Below are 26,945 nucleotides of genomic sequence, written 5' to 3'. Positions count from 1 at the left end.
CGAGGCCCCGGGGCTCCCGCACCCCCGCCGCCCGCGGGGGGCCCCGCCCGCCCAGGGGCGGCCCCGCCCGGCCCCGCCCTTCGCGGTCATGCGACCGGTTCTCCCGGCCGACCGGTTCTCCCGGCCAACCGGTTGTCCCGGTCAGCGCCCGGTGGCCAGGGCGCGCAGGCTGTCGACCGCGCGGGCCGGGTCCTCGGCGCCGTAGACGGCGTTGCCCGCCACGAAGACGTCGGCGCCCGCCTCCGCGCAGCGCTCGATCGTGGCGTCGGAGACGCCGCCGTCCACCTGGAGCCACACCTGGCCGCCGTGCCGGTCGACGAGCTCGCGGGTCCTGCGGATCTTGGGCAGGACCATGTCGAGGAACCTCTGCCCGCCGAAACCGGGGTCGACGGTCATCAGCAGCAGCATGTCGAGCTCGCCGAGCAGGTCCTCGTACGGCTCGACGGGGGTGGCGGGGTTCAGTGCCAGGCCCGCGCGGGCGCCCGCCCGGCGGATCTGGCGCAGCGTGCGGACCGGTGCCTTGGCCGCCTCCACGTGGATGGTGACGCTCCCGGCCCCGGCCTCGGCGTACGAGGGGGCCCAGCGATCCGGGTCTTCGATCATGAGGTGGCAGTCGAGTGGCGTCGAGGTCGCCTTGAGCAGGGACTCGACGACCGGCAGCCCGAGGGTCAGGTTGGGCACGAAGTGGTTGTCCATGACGTCCACGTGCAGCCAGTCGGCGTTGGGCACCGCCGCGGCCGCCTCGGCGAGGCGGGCGAAGTCGGCGGACAGGATGCTGGGCGAGATCTGTACGGCCATGATTCGCCGATTCTAGCGGCGGGAGCCCACCCCCCGTCCGGCTCAGGACTGCGCGGCGGGCGGCTGCCGGCCGTCGTCCGGCCCGCCGGTCCCGCCGGGAGGCGGTGGAGCGTCGTCCGGCCTGTTCACCTCGGTCTTGAAGGCGCGCAGGGAGCGGCCCACCGATCTGGCGGCGTCGGGCAGCCTCGCGGAACCGAACAGCAGAACGAACACCGCCACGATGATGAGCAGCTCGGGCAGTCCCAGGTCGGCCATGAGGCGACCTCCTTCCGGTAGGACGTCCCCGCCCCGGGGGCCGGAGCCGGCCGGGGCGGGGTTCGGCGCGGTGCCGCCGCGGGCGGGCGGCACGAGGGCGCGGGTCAGATGTCGACCCGGACGCGGTACCTCTCCAGCCAGGCGTTGAACTGGAGGAGCCCCTCCAGCGACGCCCGGCTGCCCGGAGGACCACCGGCCGCCTCTGGCCGGTCGATCACGGCCCGTACCTTGTCCGGGTCGATCAGCGGCGCGGCGGCCAGGTTCCCGTCGGCGAGCAGCCGGGAGGCCTCCGCGCGGACGGCCTCCTCGTAGGAGGGGTCCTGCGTCGAGGGGTAGGGGCTCTTGCGGCGCCCGACGACCGAGGGCGGCAGGACGTCCGCGGCGGCGGCGCGCAGCAGGCTCTTCTCCCGCCCGTCGAAGGTCTTCATCGCCCAGGGGGCGTTGAAGACGTACTCCACCAGCCGGTGGTCGCAGAACGGCACCCGGACCTCCAGCCCGACGGCCATGCTCATGCGGTCCTTGCGGTCCAGCAGGATCTGCACGAACCGGGTGAGGTGCAGGTAGGAGATCTCCCGCATGCGCCGCTCCAGGCCCTCCTCGCCCGGCAGCCGGGGCACCTCGTCGAGCGCCTGCCGGTAGCTGTCCGCGCGGTAGCCGGGAATGTCCAGCTTGTGGGTCAGGTCCTTGTCGAGGAGCGCCCCCACCCCGGCGAACCGCCCGAATCCGGGGGACACCAGCCACGGGAAGGTGTCGGCGGAGACCGCCTCGGGGTCGAAGAACCACCGGTAGCCGCCGAAGACCTCGTCGGCGGACTCGCCGGACAGCGCCACCGTGGAATGGCCCCGGATGGCGCGGAACAGCAGGTAGAGAGAGGTGTCCATGTCGCCGATGCCGATCGGCAGGTCACGCGCCCTCAGGACCGCGGCGCGCACCGCGGGATCCATGAGATCGGAGGAGTCCAGGACGATGTCGGTGTGGTCGGCGCCGATGTGCCGCACGACGTCGTGCACGTACGGCGTGTCGGGAGTGTCGCGCATCTCGTCGGGCTTGAAGTTCTCGCTGTACCCGGTGAAGTCGACGGAGAACGACCGGACCTTCCCGGCCCCCCGCCCCTCCAGGCCGAGCGCGGCGAGCGCCGTGACGGCGCTGGAGTCGAGGCCGCCGGAGAGCAGCGTGCACAGCGGAACGTCGGAGATGAGCTGGCGGGTGACGATGTCGTCCAGCAGCTCGCGCACCGTCCCGACGGTGGTGGCGAGGTCGTCGGTGTGATCGTGGGCCTCCAGGTGCCAGTAGGGGCGGCGGCACAGGAAGTCGCGGGTCACCCGGACGGTGTGGCCGGGGCGGACCTCGTACATGCCCTGGTAGACGGCGCGTTCCGGGGTCTTGACGAAGGCGATCAGCTCGCGCAGGCCGTCCGCGTCGACCGTGGGCGTCCCGACGAGGGGGTTGGCCAGGATCGCCTTGGGCTCGGAGCCGAACAGCACGCCGTTCGGGAGCGGGTGGTAGTACAGCGGCTTGATGCCCATCCGGTCCCGGACGAGCAGCAGCTCCTCCCGGCGGACGTCCCAGATCCCGAAGGCGAACATGCCGTTCAGCCGTTCGGCGAGGCCCTCGCCCCATTCGAGGTAGGCCCGCAGGAGGACCTCGGTGTCGCTCCGCGTCCGGAAGCGGTGGCCGTGAGCGGTCAGCTCCGCGCGTAACTCGACGTAGTTGTAGATCTCGCCGCTGTAGGTGAGGACGGCGAGCGGTTGCCCGTCCTCGTCGGCGATCATCGGCTGGCGTCCGCCCTCGATGTCGATGATCGCCAGACGCCGGTGGCCCATCGCGGCGTGCGGGGCGAGCCACAGCCCCTCGTCGTCGGGCCCGCGGCAGGCCATGGTGTCGGTCATGGCCTGCGCGACGGCCGCTGATTGCCGGAGATCGCCCTCGAAGTCCACCCATCCACAGATTCCGCACATCTGGACACCCCCGCGTCCCGTTCGGAAGCAGTTATATCCAGTCGAACGGTGCACAGCGCCCATATATGCCCAGGTAGGACGTCCTGAGCTGCGACGACGCCCCCGGCGGCCCTCTCCGGGCAGCGCGGGATCCGGGAGCCGGCGCCCCGCTCAGCGGCGGCGCAGCAGGGCCAGGAACATGGCGTCGGTGCCGTGCCGGTGCGGCCAGAACCGCGCGTACGGCCCCTCCCCCAGCCCCTCCACCTCGGGGAGGTGCTCGCGGGCGTCCAGCGCCTCGACGTCGTCGCGGCGGCGCAGGACGTCGCCGACCACGATGACGGTCTCGGCCAGGTGCGGCGAGCAGGTCACGTACGCGACCACGCCGCCGGGCCGGACCGCGTCGATCGCCGAGTCGAGCAGGGCGCGCTGGAGCCTGCCCAGCTCGGGAAGGCTCCGGGGGTCGCGGCGCCAGCGGGCCTCGGGACGGCGGCGCAGCGCGCCCAGGCCGGTGCAGGGGGCGTCGAGCATGACCCGGTCGAAGGCCCCGGGCCGCCAGGCGGGCGCGGTGCCGTCCGCGGTGATCACCGCGGCCTGCCGGGTCGTCTGCCACACCAGCCGCGCCCGGTGGTACTGCAGTTCGGCGGCGAGCAGCCGCGCCCCGCCGGGGAAGGCCACCGGCCCGGCGCCCGGGCCGGAACCCGCGGCGGGGACCGCGCCGGAACCCGTGACCGGGGTCGTACCCGCGACCGGGACGGGCGCCGCGGCCGGCACGGGCACCCCGGCGCCGCCCAGGGCCGCCTCGTCGCCGCGGGTCGCGATGGCGTCGAGCAGGCCGGCCTTGCCGCCGGGACCCGCGCACAGGTCGAGCCAGCGGGAGTCGGACCCCTCCACCGGGACCCGCGTCAGGGCGAGCGCGACGAGCTGGCTGGCCTCGTCCTGGACGGCCGCGCGCGACTCGGCCACGGCGAGGACCGCGCCGGGGTCGCCATCGGGCAGGTAGGCCGCGTACGGGGAGTATCTGGCGGGTTCGGCGCCCGCCTCGAGGAGCTCCTTCACCGACGAGCGGCCGGGACGGGCGACCAGGGTCACCTTGGGACGCTCGTTGTCGGCCGCGAGCAGGGCGGCCGTCTCGTCGAAGTCGCCGCCCACCGCGTCGCGCAGGGCGTCGACGATCCACCTCGGGTGGCTGTGCGCCACCGCCAGGTGCCCCACCGGGTCGTCGGCCGGGTCGGGCGCCACGATCGGGATCCACTGCTCCAGGGAACGGGTGGAGACCTTGCGCAGCACGGCGTTGGCGTACTTCGAGGCGCCGATGCCCACCCGCAGCCGCACCAGGTCGACCGTGGTGCCGACGGCGGCGTGCGGGGGGACGCGCGTCTTGAGCAGCTGGTGCACGCCCAGGCGGACGGCGTCGAGCAGCGGCGGGTCGACGTCCTCCGGCGCCCGGTCGCTGCAGGCCGCGATGATCTCGTCGTAGGTGCCGAGGCCGCGCAGGGTGCCGTAGGCCAGCTCGGTGGCCAGGCCCGCGTCGCGCCCGGAGAGGCGGCGCTCGCGCAGCAGCGCGGGCATCAGCAGGTTGGCGTAGGCGTCGCGCTCGTCGACGGCGCGCATCAGGTCGTACGCGGCGTTGCGCGCCTCGTCGCGGACCGGCTTGGGCGGGCGCCCGCCTCTGCCGCCGCCCCTGCCCCCGGTGCCCCTGCCCCCGGCGCCGCGTGAGCGGCCCGCCGGGCCGTGATCCCCGCCGCGCGGGACGTTACGGCCGTTACCACTGCTCATGATCTTCAGGCCAGCCGATCCTCGTCGGTGGGCCGCACGCCGCGGGCCCACTCCCCCGCGCCCATCAGGCGCTTGCCCTGCGGCTGCACCTCGCCCAGCTCGACCGGGTAGGTGGCGGTGCCCACCAGGACGGAGTTCTTGGACGCCGCGATCTGGCCGGGGGCCAGGCCGGAGGCGTCGGGAGCCGGTCGCACCGGACCGATCTTGACGCGCTGACCGCGGAACTCGGTCCACGCCCCCGGGGCGGGGGCGCAGGCACGGACCAGGCGGTCGACCCGCATGGCGGGCGCGGCCCAGTCGATCCTGGCGTCGTCGACGCCGATCTTCGGGGCGAGGCTCACCCCCTCCGCGGGCTGCGGCACGGCCTCCAGCTTGCCGTCCTCGATCCCGTCGAGGGTGGCGGCCAGCAGCCCGGCGCCCGATTCGGCGAGCCGGGCGAGCAGCCCCCCGCTGGTGTCGGCGGGACGGATCTCCTCGGTGACCACACCGTAGACCGGGCCCGCGTCCAGCTCCTTGACGATCTGGAAGGTGGCCGCGCCGGTGATCGCGTCACCGTGGAGCACGGCGTGCTGCACCGGTGCCGCGCCGCGCCAGGCCGGCAGCAGCGAGAAGTGGAGGTTGACCCAGCCGTACCGGGGGATGTCCAGGGCGGCCTGCGGCAGGAGCGCGCCGTAGGCGACCACCGGGCAGCAGTCGGGGCCGAGCTCCCTGAGCCGGTCGAGGAACTCCGGGTCACCCGCCTTGGGCGGCCTGAGCACCTCGATGCCCGCCTCCTCGGCGAGCTCGGCGACGGGGCTCGGATGGACCTTGCGGCCCCGGCCCGACTGGGCGTCCGGGCGCGTGACGACGGCGACGACGTCGTGGCGAGGCGAGTCGATCAGGGCCCGCAGCGAGGGCAGGGCGGTGTCCGGGGTTCCGGCGAAGACCAGGCGCAAGGTCCTACAGAGCCTTCCCTTGGGTGGGGTGCGGGGAGATCTTGAACGCGGGGGCCGGCCCCCCGTTCCAGTCGGCCTCGCGGATCGCCTTCATGGCGAGCTTGCGCTGCTTGAGATCCAGCCGGTCGATGAACAGCACGCCGTCCAGATGGTCGGTCTCGTGCTGGAAGCAACGGGCCATCAGGTCGGTGCCCTCGAGGGTCACCGGCTCGCCGTACATGGTGAAACCGGTCGCCACGGCCCGGATCGACCTGGGCGTGGGAAAGGACAGGCCGGGGAACGACAGGCAGCCCTCCTCCCCCTCCTCGTCCTTGTCGTCCGACAGGTCGAGGCTGGGGTTGATCAGGTGCCCGAGCTGGTCGTCCACGTAGTAGGTGAAGACCCGCAGCCCGACTCCGATCTGCGGCGCCGCCAGACCGGCTCCCGGCGCGTCCATCATCGTGTCGGTGAGGTCTTTGACGAGCTTGCGCAGCTCCTTGTCGAAGTCCTTGACCGGCTCGGCCGGAGTGCGCAGCACCGGGTCGCCGAAAAGGCGGATCGGCTGAATGGCCAACAGGGATCTCCTCACGCTTCAGGGGATTGCCCCAGTCTAAGGGCGACGGCCACCTCCCCCGGGCCTTCTCCCTGACCGGCCCCGGGCTCTCTTCCCGATCGGCCCCCGGCCTTCTCCCGGACCGGGCGCGGGCTCTCTCCCGGACCGGGCACGGGGCCGGCCCGGCGGGCCGCCGGACGCGCGGGCGCGAGGGGAAGGCCCGGTCAGGTCAGGTCAGCGGGAGCGGGCCTTCATGGCGGCCTTGCGGGCGGACTTGGCCACCGCCGCGTCGCCGTGGCGGGAACCCAGCAGGTCCAGGACGGCGAAGGTGTCGGGATGGTCCACCAGGGCCATCTCCTCGATCACGCGGACGAGGTCCTCGCCGGGTTCGAGGGCGTCGAACTCGCAGATCGCCTCGGAGGCGTCGCCGCGCTCCAGGAGCGAGGCGAGCGAGTCGACCGCCAGCCAGGTGTTGTCGGCGGGCGTGAGGGCGGGCGCGGGCAGGTCGCGGATGTGCAGCCAGGAGGCGGCGTAGCGCCACATGGCGGGCTCGGAGAGCGCCTCCCTGAGCGGGGCCTCGGCCTCGGGGCCGAGCTCCTCCAGGATCGTGCCCGCGGCGCCGCGGCGGCCGGCCGTGCCCGAGGCGGCGACCTTGACCAGCTCGCGGGCGGCGGCCTCGGGATGGCGGGACTCCAGCCACACGGTGACTGCACTGGGCGCTGCGGAGCCCTTCATGATCGCCTCGACCAGCTCGGCCGCGCCGATGTCGGTGAAGACGGCGACCTCGGCGCCCGTCGGCGCGTCGTGGCCCTCGCGCATCAGGTCCTGGCGGACGGCCCACATGCCGAGCGGGGTCAGCCGGGGCCGGCCCTCCATCGAGGTCTCGACCAGCCCGCAGTAGCTCAAAAGCGCCAGGGCCGACTCCAGCTGGGCCGGGAGCGCGCGGGCCAGCACCCGCATCTCCGCCTGGCGGGCCCCGCAGGCCACCTGGTGCGACTGCAGGATGCCCTTCACCAGGGTCGCGGTGGACAGTCCTTCGCGCACGGCGTACAGCGTGGCGAGCATCTCGGCGAGGTGGTCGTCGATCACCGGGGACCCGGTGAGGTCGTCGTCGGCGCGGTCCAGGACGTCCATGACCACCCCGTCCCAGAACCCCAGCAGCGCCCGGGGCGGCAGGTCGGGAGAGAGCGCGAGCGGGCCGGGCGTCACCCGGCCCCGGGAGATGCGGAGCATGCCGGTGTTGACGGCGACCACCCAGAGCAGGTGCAGCCGGGCGGGGCCCGGCAGACCGAGCTCGGCGCACGGCGCGAACGGGTCGGGCAGCAGGCCCTCGGGGGTCACCTGGCGGGCGCCGGTCCAGGCGGCCAGGCGCTGGGCGTCGATCACCAGCGGCACGTGCGGCACCAGCGCGGCCAGCTCCGTGTCGGCGGCGAGGTCGACAGGGGGGAAGCTCAGCGCGTCGCCGCGCGGGGGGCACTCGCGGCCCGTGGCGGTGACGGACTCCTCCAGGACGGCCGCCCGCAGCTCGCGGGGTGCCGTTCCCAGCTCGTCGACCAGCCTGCGCAGTTCGCCGATGTCGAAGACGTTCCCACTGTTCCCGCTCTTTGCCACCCGTGAAACTTACTGCACTCGCGCCTCACGCATACACGGCTCAGCCGATGGCGCGGGAGCGTGCCTTGAAAGCCGCCTTGCGGGCCGCCTTGGCCGCTCCGTGATCTCTCAGAGAGCGTCCGAGCAGCTCAAGGACGTCGACGACCTCTGGATGGTCGACCCGCCACATCTCCTCGATCACGTGTGGCGGGGGGCCGGAGGCGGACATGTTCTCGGCGAACGTCTCCGGATCCTCCTCGGCGGCGGGCATGGCCAGGGCGAGCATGTCCACGCTCATCCAGAGCACCTCCTCCTGGGTGAGGGCGGGGGCCGCCAGGCCCCGCGTGCTCAGCCAGTGGATGGCGTGCGGGCGCAGCTCCGGCTCCTCCAGGAAGGCGCGCACCGCCTCCTCGGCGTCGGGACCGAGGCGGTCGACGATCGTCACCGCGACACCCCTGGCGACCGCGGGCGCGCCGGAGACGGAGCCGAGCAGCTCGGTGACCGCCTGCGCCGGGGTCCTGTTCTCCAGCCAGCCCCCGATGTCGGCCTCGGCCATCTCGGCGGGCATGCCGGAGAGCAGTCCCTCGATGAGCTCGGGCGCGTCGGCGGTGGTCAGGTCGGGCGCCTCGGGCGCCTCCATGCCCAGGTCGGTGTAGAGCTCGTGCAGCCCCCACAGGGCCAGCGGGGTGAGCTCGAGCAGCTCCTCGCCCGGCTCTGCCATCCCGCAGTAGGCGAGCCGCCTGACGGCCTCGGGAATGTCGATCTCGCCTTCCTCGACCAGGCCGATCTCCTGCATGTACTCCCTGACGAGGGGGATCGGCACGGGCGCCTGGAGGCGGTAGAGCATGTCGCACAGGCCGTAGAGCTCCTCGTCGAGGGAGACGTCGCCCGTCACGGCGCCGCCCGTCTCCTTCTCGACGACGAACTCGACCGTCGCGGCCCAGATGTCGAGCGGGTCGAAGTCCTCGCCGTCGAAGATGGCGGTGCCCTCGACCGTGACCAGGCCGGTGTGCACCGCGAGCTCCCACAGCAGGCCGGGATCGGTCACCGAGAGCTGGGCGGCCGCCTCGGCGGCGTCGCGGACCCTGAGCCGGCCCTTGACGGTCGGGGTGCGGCCCCCGGCGAGCATCCACTGGACCAGCCTGCGCGCGTCGGTGATCAACGGCACCCGCAGGGCGCTGCGGGTGAGCGCCTCGCGGGGGGCCAGGCGCACGGCGGGAAGGGGCGAGCAGCCGGGGCAGTCGCAGTGCTCGACGGCGGGTTCCTCCTGCACCGCGGAGACGGAGAGGATCGCGCTGCCGGCGTCCTGCTCCAGCGAGTCGGCGCCCATCGCGCTGAAGAGGCTCTTGGCCATGCCGAACCGGGAGGTGTCGGCGAGGGCGATGGGCATCTCGGGTTCGATCCGGTCGAGGACGCTCCTCATCCGGACCGCCATCTTGCCGCCGATCTCCTCGGTGGCGAGCAGGAAGTCGACCAGGGTACGGGCGGCGGCGACGGTCTCCGGGGCGCTCTCCGGGGGGGCGATGACCTTGCGCGGATAGATGTTGAGCAGCAGCTCCTCGAAGGCGACAGGGGTGAAGTCACCCAGCTCGTTCACGTCCAGATAGTCACTCGCGTAGTCGCAGAGCAGCCGTACCTCGTCCACGTCAACGTCCAGGCCGTGCGCACGCCCCCACGCGCGCAGGTCGTCTACGGCCCGATTCACCCATTCGATCGACACAGGGGAAAATTAACGGCTTACTGCCAGCACCGCGAATCGGGGAAACAACTCAAATCACATCTAGAGGGTCAATGCATACCTTGACCACCTCCGGAGCCTTGCGCGCGGAGCGTACTCCGGCGGCCCCTTTCAGCGCCGCGGCCAGTGCCGCTCCGGAGCCCCGCGCGATCCGCACCATGGCGCGTTCCCGCACTTGATCCCCCTTGGGGGAGGCCACCGGGACGGGACCGAGCACCTGCGCCCCGGGGGGCAGGGTCATCTCGCCGAGCATTTCCCTGACCGCGGCCGGGGACCCGGTGAGCGTCGCCATTTTCACCGCCGGGGGGAAACCGAGTTCTGTCCTGTCAGCTAGTTCCCTCTCGGCATGGGTGACCGGGTCCCAGCGCAGCAGAGCCTGTACGGCGGCGAGCGAGGAGTCGGCCAGCACGACCAGTTCCGCCGCGGGCCGCAGCAGGGCCGCCGCGTTCATCCACCGGCGCAGCGTCTCCTCGGCGGCGCGCAGGTCGGGCCGGCCGAGCAGCGCCCAGCCGTCCAGCAGCACCGCCGCCGCGTACCCTCCCTCGGGCACCGGCTCGGCCCCCGGGGTGGCCACCACCAGGGCGCGGCCCGCGCCGACCGTGGCGAGCACCCCGTCCCTGCCCGACGTCCTGACCGGCACCGAGGGGAAGGCCCGCCCCAGCTCCTCGGCGGTGCGCCGGGCGCCGACCACCTGGGCCCGCACCCGGGCGCCGCCGCAGGACGAGCAGCGCCACTCACCGGCGATCCGGCCGCACCAGCGGCAGTACGGGGCCACGTGGCCGGCGCGCAGCGCGAACGGCCCGCCGCAGTGCCCGCAGCGGGCGGTCGCCCGGCAGCTCTGGCAGGCCAGCGAGGGCAGGTAGCCCCGCCGGGGGACCTGCACCAGCACGGGACCGCTCTCCAGCCCGGCGCGCAGGGTCCGCCAGGCGAGGCTGGGCAGCCGGGCGGCCCTGGCGGCCTCGTCCCTGGCCAGCTCCGAGTCCTCCCCCGCCGGGCGGACCCTCGGCGCCCTGGTCCTGACCGTCCCGCGGGCCGCGACGACGGGCCCGGCCCAGCCCGCCGCGATGAGCCGGGTGGCCTCCGCCGTGCGGGCGTACCCCCCGATGAGCATCCCCGCCCGCGCCCGGTGGGCGCGCAGGGCGAGGACCTCCCTGGCGTGGGGGTAGGGGGCGAGCCGCTCGGAGTGCAGGTCGTCGCCGTCGTCCCAGATGACCGCCAGCCCGAGATCCCTGACCGGGGCGAACGCCGTGCCCCTGGTCCCGGCCGCGACCCGCACCTGTCCCCTGGCCACCCGCAGCCATCGCCGGTAGCGCTCGGCGGGCCCGAGGTCGGCCGTGAGCGCCACGTGCGCGCCGGGCTCCAGGACGGCGCTGAGGGCCGCGTCGAGCAGGGCCACGTCCTTGCCGTCGGGAAGCACCACGAGGGCGCCCCTGCCCCCGCGCAGCGTCTCCCGTACGGCGACCGCGACCGCCTCCGGCCATCCCGGCCCGCTCTCCCCGGTTCCCGGCAGGGCGGTCCACACCGCGCGGGGGGAGCCTCCCTTCGCCAGGGCGGCCAGGAACGCCTCCCCTTCCGGATAGTCCGACCACGGACCCGGCCCCACCGGTCCCGCCTCCCGCGCCGGGTCGGGGGCGGGCGGGGCCGGTGGGGCCGAGGCCGGAGCGACCGGAACCGGGGCGGAAGCAGGAGCGGGCGGGCTCGAGGCGGCCGGGGCGGCGGCCTCGGCCTCGACCCTGGCGTGGCGGGGCGGGACGGCCAGGCGCAGGACGTCGGCCATGGTCCCGGCGTAGTGGTCGGCCACGGCGCGGGCCAGAGCCGCGATCTCCGGGGTGAGCACGGGCTCGGCCGAGACGACCCTCTCCAGGCGGGTCAGCCTGCCCTCGTGCTCGGTGCTCTCCGCCCGTTCCAGCAGGAAACCGTCGACGAGCTTGCCCGCGAACCGGACGCGGACCCGTACCCCGGGCACGGCGGCGGCGTCCAGGGGCGCGGGGACGAGATAGTCGAACAACCGGTCGAGGTGCGGCAGCGGCGTGTCGACGACGACCCGGGCGACCGGCAGCTCGGCGGCCGGCTCCGGCACCCCCCTGACCGGCTCGGCCACCTCGGCCGCCCTGGCCGTCCCGGCGGCCCTGACGACCCTGGAGGTCCTGGCGGTCCTGGCGGCGCCGCCCCACGCCCTCGCCGGACCGCCGGGCGCGGGCCGCTCGCGGACGGCGTCGAGCGGCAGCAGGGCGTCGTCGTCCGGCGAGGGGCTGGCGTGGGTCACCCACCTGTCCTACCAGACCCGGGCACCCGCCCAGACGACGGCGGGCGAGGTGGCCGGTTCCCGGGCGGGGAAGACGGGAGACAGCTCCGGCGGGATCACCGCCGGAGCCGGTCGGATGGATCAGACGAAACCAGAGGACACGTTCGCGGCGACGACGAGATCACCGCCGGGGGCCGATCGGACAGATCAGATGGAGCCAGAGGACGCGTTCGCGGCGACGCTCGGCGACGACGAGATCACCCCCGGGGGCCGATCGGACGGGTCAGATGGAGCCGCGGTGGGTCCAGCGGCCGCCGAGCAGGGTGCCGAGGATCGGCATGCGGCGCAGGCCGTCCCCGTCCAGCCCGGCCGGGTCGTACTCGGTGATCACCAGGTCGGCGGGGTCGCCGGGACGCACGCCGGCGCGTCCCCTGGCCGCCGCCGCGAGCGCGACCGGCAGCGGGATCGCCTGCTCCGGGTGCCACGGCGGCCGCTCGTCGTCGGTCCTGGCCACCGCCGAGGCGATCCCGTCCCACGGGTCGAGGGGGGCCACCGGGGCGTCGGAGCCCAGCTCGATGACGGCTCCGGCCGCCAGCAGGTCGGCGTAGGCGAAGGCCCTGCCGGTCCGCCCGGACCAGTGCAGGTCGGCCACGTCGCGGTCGTCGGGCGCGTGGGCGGGCTGCACGCCCGCGACCAGGCCGGGCCTGGCGAACCTCCCGAAGTCCTCCGGGCGGACCAGCTGCGCGTGCTCGATCCTCCCCGGGCAGCCGGTCCGCTCGAAGGCGTCCAGCGCGATGTCCACCGCCAGGTCGCCGATCGCGTGCACCGCCGGATCGATCCCGTGCCCCGCGGCCAGGGACATGAGGCCGTACAGCTCCTCGGGCGCCGTCTCCAGCAGCCCGCGCGCGTCGCCGCCGGGGTACGGGTCCTCGCAGTAGGCGGTCCTGGTGTTCAGCGACCCGTCCACGAACGTCTTGACCGGCCCGACCTCCAGCAGGCCCCCCGAGCCGGCGACGGGCTCGCCGGTGCGCAGCCCGCGGCCGATCGCCTCCTCCAGCCGGTTCGCCGGGATCGAGCAACCGACCCGGACGTCGATCCGCTCCGACCGGACCCGCCGGGTCCAGTCGGTGACGTTGTCGGCGAACTCGAAGTCCAGCACGCCGACGACACCCCTGGCCGCGGCGGCGGTGGTGGCCTCGGCCACCCAGCGGTCCAGCTCCTCCCGGGGCGGCGGGGGCATCTCCGCCATCGCGACGTAGCAGTCGCGCTCGCGCAGCACCCCCGTCGGATGCTCGCCCCTGCCGATCGCCGCCAGCGCGGCCGGGCTGAACCAGGCGGTGTGCAGATCATTGCTGACCAGGACGATCGGGCGGCCGGGCGCCGCCGCCTGGAGCAGCGACTTGTGCGGCGTGTCCGGCCACAGGGCGTCGCGGAAGCCGTACCCGACCGTGAACCCGGCGGCGCCGGGCGCGCCGGCGCGCGGCGCGACGAGGTCGACCGCCTCCCGCGCCGACCGCGCCGAGGTCAGGTCGATCCTGCGCCGGGCCTGCGCCCACTGCGCGGAGTGCACGTGCGCGTCCCACAGGCCCGGCAGAAGGGTGCCGCCGCCGACGTCGACCGACTCGTCACAGGGAGGCGGCTCCGCGGCCACCTCCGCGACCCGGCCTCCGGCGATCAGGACGTGGCGGAGCGGGCCGCCGGGACCCAGCCGCGCGTCGCGCAGCAGCAGGCGAGGGGACGGTGAGGACATAAGCAGAGATTAGGCGCACAGCCGACGCACGCTCCCCCGGGTGCCGGATTCTTCTCGGCCATCGTTCTTCTCCCATAACGGCCGCTGTTCTTCTCCGCGTCGCGACGCGCCGCGCCCGTCACCCGCACGAGAGGCCAGAACCGGTGGTCCACGCTTCCAGGCGGTCGAACTCCTGCAGGAATGGACCACGGGCCTGGCGGGGCCGAGTCCGCGAGGACTCACGCCGGGACCCTGGGACGAAAGGACGCCGGCTTCACCGCGGGATTTTTCGCCACCCTTCGGCCCGAAGGACACGGCGGCCGCGCTTCGGAAACCGAACCATCACCACGGAGAATCCGCCGAAAACATTGGGAGGGAGGCCCTCGCCACGTCAGCCGCCCGGCTCGACAACGCTTTCCGAGGGCCAGGGACGACATGCAGACCCAAGCCCTTTGAGGTGGTTCACAAAGCGACCATGAGGCATCGAGCCTCGCCGGAGAGCTCGAAGTTCTTTCTCCGCGAAGAACCGACAGTGATTTTGATGCGCGAGTCACCTTTTACGGACTCGTTGCCCGGCGTTTTCCAGTCGACAGAAACAACTTCGTATCCGCGCTTCCCCAGGCCACAGGTCAGCATGTTGAAGCTGACGACCGGTTCGTCGACGCTGGAAGCGTCCGTCCTGGCAACCTCATAAGTTCGTTTCGCCTTTTCCAGGAAGAGTTCCTGAACACGTCAGACCACGACGGACAGCGAGCGCAACCGTTCATCCAGATCCAGAACATGTTTGTTTCCCTCCCACGGCCGGAGCTGGACACGAGTTCGCCGTACGGAGCGAACGAGCCTGGCGGAGCTGTGTCGTGTGGGCTTTCCCTGGTGGAGTGCCATATCACCCAGCAACCCGTGCGTATGAGCGAGGAGAACGGAAGCATTCAGCTTATGCGCCGCAGCCAGTCCCTCCTCGTACCGACAGGCGACCCCGGCATAATCCAGCGGATCAAAGTGACACCAGCCTGTCATGTGGCTCAGGCTCCAGTACACGCGGAGCAGGCGCTCTCGCAGGGCCGGGGGGAGGTCGTCGACCATGGCGCGCCTGGCCTCGGCGACCGGCAGAACTCGCCGGGGCCCGATGACTCGTCCATCGGCGGTGAACCGTTCCAGCACGTCGATCATGACCCCGGAGTTGATCGAGGCGATGATCCGGCTCCGCCCCGGCGGCGGACCTTCCCCGGCCGTCCCTGCCAGGTTCCCGAGGCTCGACGCTTCGTCCGGTTCCTCCTGGCCGACTCCCCCCTCGGCCAGGACGCGGAACAGGTCGTCGCCGAACTCGCCGCCAACGCGATCCGCCACACCGCCAGCGGACGGCCGTACGGCATGTTCGTCGTCGAGGTCGTCCGCGAACCGGAGGCCACCCGCGTGACGGTCTACGACTCGGGCCAGGGCGCCGTCCCCGCCCTCACCCACCCCGCCCCCCTCGGCGAGGGCGGCCGAGGCCTTTCCCTGGTCATCGCCCCGGCCTCCCGGGTCGGCTACCAGGGCACCCGGTCCCACGGCCACGCCGTCTGAGCTCGGTTCATCGGCGAGAGACCCCCACCTCCCCGAGCGCATGACATCGGCGCGCGTCGCGGCCTTCAAACGGGGGTGAAACCGAGTGCCGCGGCGGCCTCGCTCTGGGCGGTGTCGCGGCTCGCGAAGCCGAGCTTGTCTCCCGGGTCCTCCAGGAGCGGTACGGCCGCCAGCTCGGCCGTGGCGAGATGCATGGCGTCCAGCGCGCGAAGGGCATGAGCGTAAACGATCTCCACGGCCCGGCGTTCCACGGCGTCGCGGGGGGCGCTCAGCAGCGTGACCGGGCCGTTCTCTCCAAGATCTGCCGCCAGTACGGCGATCCTGGTGTCCAGTTCCGGCAGCCGTCTGGCGCGGGAGGCGCGGACCAGCACGCCGGTCACCTCCACCACGGTCAAGGTGCTCGTGACGAGGAGATGTTCGGGATCTTCGAGAAGTTCCCTGGCCCGGTCGTGACCGGGTTCGTCGCGGAGATAGGCGCAGGCCAGGACCGAGGAGTCGACGTAGGTGAGCATCGGGGTCAGCGGCCCTCCGCCCAGAGGTCGTCGAGAACCGGGCCGGCGCCCTCGGTGGCCGCGAGCGCACGCTCCCGGTCGGCTTCGGTCACGAGAGGAGCGGGAGGAGAGAGAGGCCGCTCGGCGAGCACCCCGAGCCTCCGCGCCCGAGCGCGAAGCTCCGCCCGGGCGTCCAGTGCCTCGTCGGACACGCCGTGGGCGAGGATCTCCCCGGCGGTCGCGTTGATGGAGCGGCCCGTGCGGCGGGCCCTTCGCGTTATGCGTTGATGAAGATCGTCGTCGATTCGAAGAAGGAGTTGCTTCATGCGTCGACGATATCAATCAAGTTCAGGAAAGTGATATCACTTACCGCCGGCGACATGCCCCGTAACCGCGCTCCGGCATCCCGCGGGGCGGGACGGGACCGGGAACGCGGACGGCCCCCGCGAAGGAGTTCACGGGGACCGTCCGGGAAGGCGGTGCGGGTCAGAGGCCGGCGGCGCTGCGCAGGGCGTCGGAACGGTCGGTGGACTCCCAGGAGAAGCCCTCGCGGCCGAAGTGACCGTACGCGGAGGTGCCCGAGTAGATCGGGCGGAGCAGGTCGAGGTCGCGGATGATCGCGGCCGGGCGCAGGTCGAAGACCTCCAGCACGGCCTGCTGGATCTTCTCGACGTCGGTCTTCTCGGTGCCGAAGGTCTCGACGAACACGCCGACCGGGTGGGCCTTGCCGATGGCGTAGGCGACCTGGACCTCGGCGCGGTCGGCCAGACCGGCGGCCACGATGTTCTTGGCGACCCAGCGCATGGCGTAGGCGGCCGAGCGGTCGACCTTGGACGGGTCCTTGCCGGAGAAGGCGCCGCCACCGTGGCGGGACATGCCGCCGTAGGTGTCAACGATGATCTTGCGACCGGTCAGGCCGGCGTCGCCCATGGGGCCGCCGATCTCGAAGCGGCCGGTCGGGTTGACCAGGAGGCGGTAGCCCTCGGTGGCGATCTCCAGGCCAGCCAGGACCGGGTCGACCACGTGCTCCTTGATGTCGGGAGCGAGCATCTCCTTGAGGTCGATCTCGGCCGCGTGCTGGGTGGAGACCACCACGGTGTCGAGCCGGACGGGCCTGTCGCCGTCGTACTCGACGGTGACCTGGGTCTTGCCGTCGGGACGCAGGTAGGGCACCGTGCCGTCCTTGCGGACCTGCGACAGGCGCTCGGCGAGGCGGTGCGCCAGCTGGATCGGCAGCGGCATCAGCTCGGGGGTCTCGCGGCAGGCGTAGCCGAACATCAGGCCCTGGTCGCCGGCGCCCTGGCGGTCGAGCTCGTCGCCGGCCTCGCCCTCGCGGTTCTCGTAGGCGTCGTCGACGCCCTGGGCGATGTCGGGCGACTGCGCCCCGATGGACACCGACACGCCACAGGAGGCGCCGTCGAAGCCCTTGTGCGAGGCGTCGTAACCGATCTCGAGGATCTTCTCCCGGATGAGACCGGGGATGTCGACGTAGGTCTCCGTCGTCACCTCTCCGGCGACGTGGACCTGACCGGTGGTGATCAGCGTCTCGACCGCGACGCGGCTCTTGGGGTCACCCTTGAGCATGGCGTCGAGAATCGCGTCACTGATCTGGTCGGCGATCTTGTCCGGGTGGCCCTCTGTGACCGACTCGGAGGTGAAAAGGCGACGGGACAAGTCAGTGGCTCCTCATGCAGCGGCTGCTGGCGTCTGGGGGCTCTGGCGTCGGCGGACACCAGTAGCGCTCCGGCGAATTCTAGCCCCACCTGATGTGGAGCCGCGAAATCGTCTCAGATCATGTCACCCTAAAGTCTTGGATCGCGTACCGAAAAGAGCGTCGGCTGGCCGGAATCCACGTCGGAACCGCGCGTCCGCGATGCGAGGAGGGCTTGATCACACCACCGACAGAAACCCGAAAAAACAGCATTTAGCTCACAAATCGGGCAGCGGGTCCGGAGGAAGCGTCTCGGGGGCGAAGACCTCGGCGTCGGCGGCGGCGACCACCGCGGCGTACTCCTCGTCGATCTCGAACACCATGCCGCCGAGCTCGATGGCCGCGCCCGCGGAGAACTCCAGCGGGCCGAGCCGGGTGCGCCGGGAGTGGGTGGCGTACACCGAGGTCGGCGCGTCGCGGTCGAAGAACTTGGTGGACATCACGCAGATGGTGCGGTCGGTGACCACGATGAGGAAGGCCGCCATGACCGGGGTGCCCACCGACAACGCGGGCAGGACGTAGTGGATCTCCTCCCCCGGAGGGAGCAGCGCCCGGCATCGAGCCCTGACGGCGGCGGCGACCGGCATGATCGGAACCCCTCCCAGCCGCGACAACGCAGGTCATCTCGGAGGCAGTATCCGCCGGGAGGGGGCCGACGGCAAGTGGCCGGGATCCACCGGGAGACGAGTCACGGCGAGCGGCCGGGATCCACCGGGAGGTGGGCTACGGCGAGCGGTCAGGCCAGGCGCGCGGCGACGAGGTCCCAGACCGTGTCGGCGAGGGCCTCCTTGGGACCTCGGGGGATCTCGACCTGCTCCCCGCCGGCGACCAGGACCACGGCCGCGTTGTCGGGCGTGCCGAAGGCGAGGCCGTCGCCGACCTGGTTGACGACGAGCAGATCACAGCCCTTGCGGGCGAGCTTGGCCCGCCCGTTGGCGAGCACGTCGTCGGTCTCGGCCGCGAATCCCGCGATCACCCGCGGGTACGGCTTGAGCCCCTCGCGACGCCGCTCACCCAGCTCAGCCAGGATGTCAGGATTTTTCACGAGATGGATGGCGTCGGGCTCGCCGGCGGTCTTCTTGATCTTCGATCCGCTCCGCGCCGAGGGCCGGAAGTCGGCGACGGCGGCGGCCATGACCACGGCGTCGGCGCCCTCCACCGCGTCGAGCACGGCGGCGCGCAGCTCCAGGGCCGACTCGACCCGGACGACCCTGGCGCCCGCCGGATCGGGCAGCCCGACGTTGGCGGCCACCAGGGTGACCTCCGCCCCGCGGGCGACGGCCGTGCGGGCCAGCGCGTAGCCCTGCAGGCCCGAGGAGCGGTTGCCGATGAAGCGGACCGGGTCGATGGCCTCGCGGGTGCCTCCGGCGGAGATCACCAGGCGGCGCCCCGCCAGGTCGGCGGAGCGTCCGGCGAGAACCGCGCGGCAGACCTCGAAGATCTCCTTCGGGTCCGGCAGCCGGCCGGGGCCGGTGTCGGCGCCGGTCAGGCGGCCCACGGCGGGGTCGACGACGATCGAGCCGCGCTCGCGGAGCGTGGCCACGTTGGCGCGGGTCGCGGGGTGGTCCCACATCTCGGTGTGCATCGCCGGGGCGAACACCACCGGGCAGCGCGCGGTGAGCAGGGTGTTGGTCAGCAGGTCGCCCGCCAGCCCGTGGGCGGCCTTGGCGAGCACGTCGGCGGTGGCCGGCGCGACGACCACCAGGTCGGCGCCCTGCCCGATGCGGACGTGCGGCACCTCGTGCACGGACTCCCAGACGTCGGTCGTGACCGGGTTGCCGGACAGCGCGGCCCAGGTCGGCTCACCGACGAAGCGGAGCGCCTCCCTGGTCGGGACCACGCGCACGTCGTGGCCCGACTCGGTGAACAGGCGCAGCAGCTCGCACGCCTTGTAGGCGGCGATGCCCGCGCTCACACCGAGGACGACCCTGGGTCTGCCGGGGGACCCGGCTTCTTCTGGGGTCCGCATCGAGGTGGTTCAGCCCTCGATCGGCTCGGAGGTCAGCAGGCCCTCGCTGACCTCGCGCAGCGCGATGGACAGCGGCTTCTCCTGCGCGTGGGTCTCGACGAGCGGGCCGACGTACTCGAGCAGGCCCTCGCCGAGCTGGGAGTAGTAGGCGTTGATCTGACGCGCCCGCTTGGAGCCGAAGATCACGAGACTGTACTTGCTGTCGACGATGTCGAGCAGGGCGTCGATCGACGGGTTGGTGATGCCTTCGGAGTAGGCGGCGCTGGTTGCCACGTGTGATTTCCCCTAGCTAGGTGAACGTCCGAGGCGCGAATCCTCGGGAGCATCAGCCAATAAGGCTATCAGCCGATGGCATACGTCCTGGACGGACGTGTTGACGAGTGTCAGGTCGAACTCCTGCTCGGCCGCCATCTCGATCCGGCCGGCCGCCAGGCGGCGGGCGATGACGTCCTCGGGCTCGGTGCCCCGGCCGCGCAGCCGCTTCTCCAGCTCTCCCCAGGTCGGGGGGGCCAGGAAGACCAGCAGCGCCTCGGGCATGGTCGCGCGGACCTGCCTGGCGCCCTGGAGGTCGATCTCCAGCAGCGTGGGCACCCCGGCGTCGAGCTTCTCGAGCACGGGGCCGCGCGGGGTCCCGTACCGGTTGCCGGCGAACTCGGCCCACTCCAGCAGCTCGCCCGAGGCGGCGAGGCGGTCGAACTCCTCGTCGTCGGCGAAGAAGTACTCGACCCCGTGGGTCTCCCCCGGACGGGGTTTCCTGGTGGTCACCGAGACCGACAGCCACACCTCCGGGTGTGCCCGCCGAAGCTCGGCGACGACCGTGGACTTGCCGACGCCCGACGGCCCGGACAGGACCGTCAGGCGCTTACCGGCCGAGAGGCCGGGGAAGGCTGGCGCCCCCTCCGGACCTCCGGCTGGGGATGTGAAGCGACCGGCCCCGCCCTCGGCGGTTGCCTCCGGAGTCCGACTCTCGTCGGACCACGACGTTCCGGTCACTCCAAACCCCCCGTGATGCCGTCCCCCATGCGGGGCGAGCGTGGTCGTATGAACCGAGACTAGCTCTCGGCCCCGCCGAACTCACGCTCGAGCGAAGCTCGCTGGTTCGTACCCAGGCCCCGCACGCGGCGGGACTCTGCGATTCCAAGCCGCTCCATGAGCTGCTTGGCGCGGACCTTGCCCACGCCGGGAAGCGACTCGAGAAGGGCCGAAACCTTCATCTTGCCGATGACGTCGTCGGCCTGCCCGTCTTTGAGCACCTCAGCCAGAGAGACCGCACCGTGCTTCAGGCGGTTCTTCACCTCGGCACGCTCTCGGCGGGCCTTGGCAGCCTTCTCTAGGGCTGCGGCGCGCTGCTCAGGGGTAAGGGGAGGAAGAGCCACGCCGGGTCACCTCGAATTTCCTGTCGATGTACTCGGACGGGAAGGGAAACTAGCTGGTCATGGCGCTTCAAGCAACGTCAAGGCCACTTTATCCCCCTAGAAAATCTACTTCGTGACTTTCCGTGCTCGGCATGTTGCCCTGCGTCGACGAAACTGCTCTCAACGCCGAGTTTTCAGGGGTTGTCCCACCCGCGACGCACAGCGGTCTCCGACGTCCCCTCACACGCGAAACCGGGTGGTTCCCGGCGTTACCCCACCCGCGACGCCCGGCGGCCTCCGGACCGCGTCACGCGCGACGCCCGGCGGTCTCCGGGCCCCGTCACGCGTGACGCCCGGCAGGGTTGCGGGCGCGCCGCCCACGACCGCCCGGCGGGTTCGCGGGCCGCTTCCCGAACCGCTTCCCGGGCCGTGTCACGCGCCGTGCCCCGTGGCGGCGGAGACGCGCCGGAGGGCGGCGGCGATGCCCGCGGCCGTCGCGCCGGGATCGGCGGAGCCGGTGATCGGGCGGCCGATCACGAGAAGGTCGGCCCCGTCGGCCAGCGCCTGCTCGGGAGTCGCTACTCTTGCCTGGTCCTGGCTCGCGGCGCCGGCGGGGCGGACGCCGGGGGTGATGAGGGTGATGTCGGGCCCGACCTCGGCGCGCACCGCGGCGACCTCGCGCGGCGAGCAGACGAGGGCCTGGGCGCCCGCGGCGACGGCCAGCGCCGACAGGCGGCGCACGGCGTCCTGCGAGGGGCCGTTGACGCCCATCTGGTCCAGGTCGGCCTCCGAGAGCGAGGTGAGCAACGTCACCGCCGCGATCTGCGTGTTGGGCATGGCCTCCACGGCCGCGCGGATCATCGCGGGGCCGCCGGCGGCGTGCACGGTCAGGATGGCGGGCTTGAGGCGGGCCACGGCCCTGGCGGCGCCCGCGACGGTGTTGGGGATGTCGTGGAGCTTCAGGTCCAGGAAGATCCGCACCCCGCTCGCCCCGCGGACGGAGGCGATCACGTCGGGGCCGTAGCGGAGATAGAGTTCCAGCCCGACCTTGACGGTGGTGACGTGCGGGGTCACCAGGCTCGCCCAGTGGGCCGCGGTCTCGAGGTCTGGCGCGTCCAGGGCGACGGCGATGGGTGCGGGCGTCACAGGGAACTCTCCTCAAGATCTATCCGATGCCGGGAGGACGCCCCCGGCGGGCGGTGGGCCAGTCCGACGGCGTCGGCCAGCCGGTGGAACCCCCGGGCCGCCAGAAGCTCCTCCAGCTCGCGGAGGATGCGCAGGCAGGCGTAGGGGTCGTGGAACAGCGCCGTCCCCACGGCGACGACGCAGGCGCCGGCGAGGATGAGCTCGAAGGCGTCCCTGCCGGTCAGCACGCCGCCCATGCCGATGATGGGCACGCTGGGCAGGGCCGCGTGGACCTGCCACACGCAGCGTACGGCCAGCGGCCGGATGGCCGGTCCCGACAGGCCGCCGGTGACGGCCGCGAGCGCGGGGCGCATGGCCTCGGTGTCGATGCTCATGCCGAGCGGGTTGTTGATCATCGAGAGCGCGTCGGCGCCGCCGTCCACGCACGCGCGGGCGACGCTCACGATGTCCACGACGTCCGGGGAGAGCTTGGCCACCACGGGCACGTCGTAGCGCATGACCGAGCGCACCGAGGCGATCACCTCGGCGGAGGCCGCGCCGTCGCGGGCGAAGACCCGGCCCCGGTCCTCGATGTTGGGGCAGGACAGGTTCACCTCCACCGCGGTGACCCCGGGCGCGTCGGTGAGCCTGCGGGCCAGCGCGGTGTACTCGGCCACGGTGCCGCCGCCGATGGACACCACGGTCCGCACGCCCCGCTGGGCCAGCCAGGGCAGCTCGCGCTCCAGGAAGGCGTCCACGCCCGGCCCCTGGAGCCCGACGGCGTTGAGCATGCCCGAGGGCGTCTCGGCCATCCTGGGGGTCGGCCGGCCCGCCCTGGGGGCCATCGTGATCGACCGGGTGGTCAGCGCGCCGATCCTGGCGAGGTCGAAGAACTGGGCCAGCTCCGACCCCGACGCCGCGCACCCGGCGGCCGTGGTGAGGGGGTTGACCAGCTCCACGTGCCCCAGGTACGTCCGCATGTCAACCGGCATTCCGCGTTCCCCCACCGGGCGCTCCCAGCGCGTCGAACGGGATCGTCCCGACGTCGTCGAAGCGGACGCGCTCGCCCCTGAAGACCGGTCCTTCGACGCACGAGCGCACCATCCGGGTTACACCGTCGTCGCCGATGACCGGGAGCACGCACGTCATGCACACGCCGATCCCGCACGCCATCCCCTCCTCGACGGCCACCTGGACGGGGATGTCGAACTCGACCGCCACCGCGGTGACGCCGCGCAGCACCGGCATCGGGCCGCAGGCGTAGACGGCGTCGGCCCGCACGTCGGCGATCACCCCGGGCAGCACGTCGGTCACCCGGCCGCGCATGCCCAGGGAGCCGTCCTCGGTGGTCAGCGTGGTGGTCTCCCCCATCCTCCTGGCGCGCAGGGCGCCGAACACCCGGTCGGCGGAGACCGCTCCGAGGACGAAGTCGACGCGGCAGCCGCGCCCCTGGAGGGCGTCGGCCACGGTGAACAGCGTCGCCGAGCCGTGCTCGGCGCCGACCAGGACGCAGGTCACCGGGTCCCTGGGCAGCGGGAACGGGCGGCCGAGCGGGCCGACCAGGTCGAGGGTGTCGCGGGCGCGGCGCTCGGCCAGCCAGGCCGTGCCGGGACCCCGTACGGAGAAGACGAACTCGACCGTGCCTCCGTAGTCGGGCTTGACGTCGTGGACGAAGAAGGCGCGGCGCGTCAGCATCGACGTCCGCGCCCCGCCGACGGCCACCCCGACGAAGTGGCCGGGGCGGAAGCGCTCGGCGATGCCGGGCGCCACCACGGTCAGCGCATGGTAGGCGTCGACGCGGCGCGTCGTCAGCACCGTGCCGGTCACCTGTACCGGAGTAACAGGCGTCTCCCTCACCTCCGCTAAGGCACCGGCCCCGCTCCTCAGCCGCTCCGCAAACGCTTCGCGTGCTCCTGGAGGGACCGTACGCCGATGTCGCCGCGGACGATCGCCTGGATGCCCTGTACGGCCGCGGCGAGTCCCTGGACGGTGGTGATGCAGGGGATGGCGCGCAACACCGCGGCGGTGCGGATCTCGTAGCCGTCCAGGCGCGGCCCCGACTGGCCGGGACTGCCGAAGGGGGTGTTGACGATGAGGTCCACCTCCCCGTCCAGGATGCGCCGGACGATGGTCTGCTCGCCCTCGGGGCCGGTCCCCTCGCTGTGCTTGCGCACGATCTTGGCATGGACGCCGTTGCGGCGCAGTACTTCGGCGGTGCCCTCGGTGGCGAGGATCTCGAACCCGAGGTCGGCGAGAGCCTTCACCGGGAAGATCATCGCTCGTTTGTCACGGTTGGCCACCGAGACGAACGCCCGCCCCTTGGTGGGCAGCGAGCCGTAGGCGGCGGCCTGCGACTTGGCGTAGGCGGTGCCGAAGAACTCGTCGATGCCCATGACCTCGCCGGTGGAGCGCATCTCGGGGCTGAGCACGATGTCCACGCCGCGGAAGCGGTTGAACGGCAGCACGGCCTCCTTGACCGCGATGGGCGCGTCCAGCGGCATGGTGCCGCCGTCGCCGGTGGCGGGCAGCAGGCCCTCGGCGCGCAGCTCCGCCACCGTGGCGCCCATCATCACCCTGGCCGCCGCCTTGGCCAGCGGCACCGCCGTGGCCTTGGAGACGAACGGGACCGTACGGCTGGCGCGCGGGTTGGCCTCCAGCACGTACAGGATGTTGGCCGACATGGCGTACTGCACGTTGAGCAGGCCGCGCACGCCCACTCCCCTGGCGATGGCCTCGGTGGCGGCGCGGATGCGCTTGATGTCGTAGCCGCCCAGCGTCATCGGGGGCAGCGAGCACGCCGAGTCGCCGGAGTGGATGCCGGCCTCCTCGATGTGCTCCATCACGCCGCCGAGGTAGAGCTCCTCGCCGTCGAACAGGGCGTCGACGTCGATCTCCACGGCCTCGTCGAGGAACTTGTCGACCAGCACCGGGTGGTCGCTGGCCGCGCCGGCCTTGGCCATGTAGGCGGCCAGGGTGTCGTCGTCGTAGACGATGGCCATCCCGGCGCCGCCCAGCACGTAGGAGGGCCGCACCAGCACCGGGTAGCCGATCTCGGCGGCGATGGCCAGCGCCTCGTCCTCCGTCACCGCGACGCCGTGCTTGGGCGCCGGCAGGCCCGCCTCGGCGAGGACCCTGCCGAACGCGCCGCGCTCCTCGGCGAGGTGGATCGACTCGGGCGAGGTGCCGACGATCGGGACGCCCGCGTCCTTGAGCGACTGGGCCAGGCCGAGCGGGGTCTGGCCGCCGAGCTGGACGATCACGCCCACCACGGGACCGGTCTGCTGCTCGGCGTGGACGACCTCCAGGACGTCCTCCAGGGTGAGCGGCTCGAAGTAGAGGCGGTCGGAGGTGTCGTAGTCGGTGGAGACCGTCTCGGGGTTGCAGTTGACCATGACGGTCTCGTACCCGGCGGCCGACAGCTCGAAGGAGGCGTGCACGCACGCGTAGTCGAACTCGATGCCCTGGCCGATCCTGTTGGGCCCCGAGCCGAGGATGAGGACCTTGGGGCGCTCCCCGTAGGGGACCTCGGTCTCCTCGTCGTAGGTGGAGTACAGGTAGGGGGTCTGGGCGGCGAACTCGGCGGCGCAGGTGTCGACCGTGTTGTAGACCGGGCGGACGCCGAGCGCGTGGCGCAGGTCGCGCACCCGCGGCTCGGTCATGTCGCGCAGCTCGGCGATCTGCGCGTCGCTGAAGCCGTACCGCTTGACCCGGGTCAGCGTCTCGGCGGTCAGCTGCGGCGCGTCGCGCAGCTCGGCGGCCACCTCGTCGATCGCCATGAGCTGGTCGAGGAACCAGGGGTCGACGGAGGTGGCCTCGGACAGCTCCTCGATCGTGGCCCCGGCGCGGATGGCCTGCTGCATGGTGAACAGGCGCCCGTCGTGCGGGACGCGGCAGGCGGCCAGGAGCTCGTCCTTGGCGCCCGGCTCCCCGGCCCAGGTGAAGGAGGCGCCCTTCTTCTCCAGCGAGCGCAGCGCCTTCTGCAGGGCCTCGGGGAAGGACCTGCCGATCGCCATGGCCTCGCCCACCGACTTCATGTGGGTGGTCAGGGTCTGGTCGGCCCCGGCGAACTTCTCGAACGCGAACCTCGGCACCTTGACCACGACGTAGTCGAGCGAGGGCTCGAACGACGCCGGGGTCTCCTTGGTGATGTCGTTGGGGATCTCGTCCAGGGTGTAGCCGATGGCCAGCTTGGCGGCGATCTTCGCGATCGGGAAGCCGGTGGCCTTGGACGCGAGCGCCGAGGAGCGCGAGACGCGGGGGTTCATCTCGATGACGACCATGCGGCCGGTACGCGGGTCGACGGCGAACTGGATGTTGCAGCCGCCGGTGTCGACGCCGACCTCGCGGATGACCGCGATGGCCACGTCGCGCATGTTCTGGTACTCGCGGTCGGTCAGCGTCAGCGCGGGGGCCACGGTGACGCTGTCGCCGGTGTGCACGCCCATCGGGTCGATGTTCTCGATCGAGCAGACGATCACCACGTTGTCGGCCCGGTCGCGCATGACCTCCAGCTCGTACTCCTTCCAGCCGAGGATGGACTCCTCCAGGAGCACCTCGGTGGTCGGCGAGGCGTCGAGGCCCGCCCCTGCGATGCGGCGCAGCCCCTCCTCGTCGTGCGCGAAGCCCGAGCCGACCCCGCCCATGGTGAAGGAGGGCCGCACCACCAGCGGGTAGCCCAGCTCGCCGGCGGCGGCCAGGCACTCGTCCATGCTGTGGCAGACGAACGAGCGCGCCGACTCGGCGTTGAGGCCGCGCTCTGCGGCGACCTTGGCCACGATGCCCTTGAACAGCTCGCGGTTCTCGCCCGCCTGGATGGCGTCGACGTCGGCGCCGATCAGCTCGACGTCGTAGCGCTCCAGGACCCCGGCCTCGTACAGGGAGATCGCGGTGTTCAGCGCGGTCTGCCCGCCCAGGGTGGGCAGCAGCGCGTCGGGCCGCTCCTTGGCGATGATCTTCTCGACGATGTCGGGGGTGATGGGCTCGACGTAGGTGGCGTCGGCGAACTCGGGGTCGGTCATGATCGTCGCCGGGTTGCTGTTGACGAGGATCACGCGGAAGCCCTCGGCGCGCAGCACGCGGCAGGCCTGGGTGCCCGAGTAGTCGAACTCGCAGGCCTGGCCGATCACGATCGGCCCTGAGCCGATCACCATGATCGACTGGATGTCCGTGCGCTTAGGCACCCTTGCTTCCCTCCGT

General features: G+C 72.5%; 23 protein-coding genes. 1 reads left to right on the top strand and 22 read right to left on the bottom strand.

Going from position 1 to position 26,945, the window contains the following annotated elements:
- Positions 1–141: 141 nt before the first annotated feature.
- The 10 genes from rpe to AB0G15_RS27840 form a co-directional block, all read right to left on the bottom strand.
- On the bottom strand, positions 142–798 hold the full coding sequence (rpe, locus tag AB0G15_RS27885) for a ribulose-phosphate 3-epimerase (protein WP_362676449.1): 657 nt from the start codon (positions 796–798) through the stop codon (positions 142–144).
- Positions 799–840: 42 nt separating this feature from the next.
- Entirely contained in the window at positions 841–1,053 is a 213-nt protein-coding gene (locus tag AB0G15_RS27880; RefSeq protein ID WP_362845420.1) for a twin-arginine translocase TatA/TatE family subunit, read from the bottom strand.
- A 104-nt stretch (positions 1,054–1,157) separates the two neighbouring features.
- Positions 1,158–3,011: an asparagine synthase (glutamine-hydrolyzing) gene (asnB, locus tag AB0G15_RS27875; RefSeq protein WP_362845418.1), complete on the bottom strand. Its 1,854-nt coding sequence runs from the start codon at positions 3,009–3,011 to the stop codon at positions 1,158–1,160.
- Between the two features lie 150 nt (positions 3,012–3,161).
- Positions 3,162–4,766: a transcription antitermination factor NusB gene (locus AB0G15_RS27870; RefSeq protein WP_362845416.1), complete on the bottom strand. Its 1,605-nt coding sequence runs from the start codon at positions 4,764–4,766 to the stop codon at positions 3,162–3,164.
- Positions 4,767–4,771: 5 nt separating this feature from the next.
- Positions 4,772–5,701, bottom strand: coding sequence for a methionyl-tRNA formyltransferase (gene fmt / locus AB0G15_RS27865; protein ID WP_362845414.1), 930 nt, complete (start codon positions 5,699–5,701; stop codon positions 4,772–4,774).
- A 4-nt stretch (positions 5,702–5,705) separates the two neighbouring features.
- On the bottom strand, positions 5,706–6,254 hold the full coding sequence (gene def / locus AB0G15_RS27860) for a peptide deformylase (protein ID WP_362845412.1): 549 nt from the start codon (positions 6,252–6,254) through the stop codon (positions 5,706–5,708).
- 213 nt (positions 6,255–6,467) lie between these two features.
- Positions 6,468–7,844: a hypothetical protein gene (locus tag AB0G15_RS27855; RefSeq protein WP_362845410.1), complete on the bottom strand. Its 1,377-nt coding sequence runs from the start codon at positions 7,842–7,844 to the stop codon at positions 6,468–6,470.
- A 40-nt stretch (positions 7,845–7,884) separates the two neighbouring features.
- On the bottom strand, positions 7,885–9,528 hold the full coding sequence (locus AB0G15_RS27850) for a hypothetical protein (RefSeq protein WP_362845408.1): 1,644 nt from the start codon (positions 9,526–9,528) through the stop codon (positions 7,885–7,887).
- A gap of 64 nt (positions 9,529–9,592) precedes the next feature.
- Positions 9,593–11,827, bottom strand: coding sequence for a primosomal protein N' (locus AB0G15_RS27845; RefSeq protein ID WP_362845406.1), 2,235 nt, complete (start codon positions 11,825–11,827; stop codon positions 9,593–9,595).
- A gap of 262 nt (positions 11,828–12,089) precedes the next feature.
- On the bottom strand, positions 12,090–13,556 hold the full coding sequence (locus AB0G15_RS27840; RefSeq protein WP_362845404.1) for an amidohydrolase family protein: 1,467 nt from the start codon (positions 13,554–13,556) through the stop codon (positions 12,090–12,092).
- Positions 13,557–14,552: 996 nt separating this feature from the next.
- Between AB0G15_RS27840 and AB0G15_RS27835 the strand changes: the two genes are divergently transcribed.
- Complete coding sequence (locus AB0G15_RS27835) at positions 14,553–15,098, top strand: ATP-binding protein (RefSeq protein ID WP_362845402.1); 546 nt, start codon at positions 14,553–14,555, stop codon at positions 15,096–15,098.
- Positions 15,099–15,163: 65 nt separating this feature from the next.
- On the opposite strand, the gene AB0G15_RS27830 is transcribed toward AB0G15_RS27835, so the two are convergent.
- From AB0G15_RS27830 to carB, 12 genes are all read right to left on the bottom strand, one after another.
- The gene (locus tag AB0G15_RS27830) at positions 15,164–15,610 is read right to left on the bottom strand and encodes a type II toxin-antitoxin system VapC family toxin (protein ID WP_362845400.1); all 447 of its coding nucleotides are present in this window, start codon (positions 15,608–15,610) and stop codon (positions 15,164–15,166) included.
- A 5-nt stretch (positions 15,611–15,615) separates the two neighbouring features.
- Positions 15,616–15,915 (bottom strand): hypothetical protein, encoded by a 300-nt coding sequence (locus AB0G15_RS27825; protein ID WP_329092996.1) that lies wholly within the window; start codon positions 15,913–15,915, stop codon positions 15,616–15,618.
- Positions 15,916–16,075: 160 nt separating this feature from the next.
- On the bottom strand, positions 16,076–17,263 hold the full coding sequence (gene metK / locus AB0G15_RS27820) for a methionine adenosyltransferase (protein ID WP_362845398.1): 1,188 nt from the start codon (positions 17,261–17,263) through the stop codon (positions 16,076–16,078).
- Between the two features lie 255 nt (positions 17,264–17,518).
- Positions 17,519–17,887 carry a hypothetical protein gene (locus AB0G15_RS27815; protein WP_362845396.1) on the bottom strand — a complete coding sequence of 123 codons (369 nt, stop codon included), beginning with the start codon at positions 17,885–17,887 and terminating at the stop codon, positions 17,519–17,521.
- A gap of 149 nt (positions 17,888–18,036) precedes the next feature.
- Positions 18,037–19,269 carry a bifunctional phosphopantothenoylcysteine decarboxylase/phosphopantothenate--cysteine ligase CoaBC gene (coaBC, locus tag AB0G15_RS27810; protein WP_362845394.1) on the bottom strand — a complete coding sequence of 411 codons (1,233 nt, stop codon included), beginning with the start codon at positions 19,267–19,269 and terminating at the stop codon, positions 18,037–18,039.
- Positions 19,270–19,278: 9 nt separating this feature from the next.
- Positions 19,279–19,542: a DNA-directed RNA polymerase subunit omega gene (gene rpoZ, locus AB0G15_RS27805; protein ID WP_030909981.1), complete on the bottom strand. Its 264-nt coding sequence runs from the start codon at positions 19,540–19,542 to the stop codon at positions 19,279–19,281.
- A 12-nt stretch (positions 19,543–19,554) separates the two neighbouring features.
- Positions 19,555–20,127 carry a guanylate kinase gene (gene gmk / locus AB0G15_RS27800; protein ID WP_362677916.1) on the bottom strand — a complete coding sequence of 191 codons (573 nt, stop codon included), beginning with the start codon at positions 20,125–20,127 and terminating at the stop codon, positions 19,555–19,557.
- A 194-nt stretch (positions 20,128–20,321) separates the two neighbouring features.
- The gene (mihF, locus tag AB0G15_RS27795) at positions 20,322–20,645 is read right to left on the bottom strand and encodes an integration host factor, actinobacterial type (RefSeq protein ID WP_030909986.1); all 324 of its coding nucleotides are present in this window, start codon (positions 20,643–20,645) and stop codon (positions 20,322–20,324) included.
- Between the two features lie 411 nt (positions 20,646–21,056).
- Positions 21,057–21,770: an orotidine-5'-phosphate decarboxylase gene (gene pyrF / locus AB0G15_RS27790; RefSeq protein ID WP_362845391.1), complete on the bottom strand. Its 714-nt coding sequence runs from the start codon at positions 21,768–21,770 to the stop codon at positions 21,057–21,059.
- Entirely contained in the window at positions 21,767–22,741 is a 975-nt protein-coding gene (locus AB0G15_RS27785; protein WP_362845389.1) for a dihydroorotate dehydrogenase, read from the bottom strand. Before AB0G15_RS27785 ends, pyrF begins: the two co-directional genes overlap by 4 nt.
- Positions 22,731–23,576, bottom strand: coding sequence for a dihydroorotate dehydrogenase electron transfer subunit (locus AB0G15_RS27780; protein ID WP_362845387.1), 846 nt, complete (start codon positions 23,574–23,576; stop codon positions 22,731–22,733). Before AB0G15_RS27780 ends, AB0G15_RS27785 begins: the two co-directional genes overlap by 11 nt.
- Before the next feature lie 56 nt (positions 23,577–23,632).
- Positions 23,633–26,929 (bottom strand): carbamoyl-phosphate synthase large subunit, encoded by a 3,297-nt coding sequence (carB, locus tag AB0G15_RS27775; protein WP_362845385.1) that lies wholly within the window; start codon positions 26,927–26,929, stop codon positions 23,633–23,635.
- Positions 26,930–26,945 lie beyond the last annotated feature (16 nt).

The sequence above is a fragment of the Streptosporangium sp. NPDC023825 genome, assembly GCF_040639575.1.
GTDB lineage: Bacteria > Actinomycetota > Actinomycetes > Streptosporangiales > Streptosporangiaceae > Streptosporangium.
This window is presented reverse-complemented; position numbering and strand designations above follow the sequence as displayed.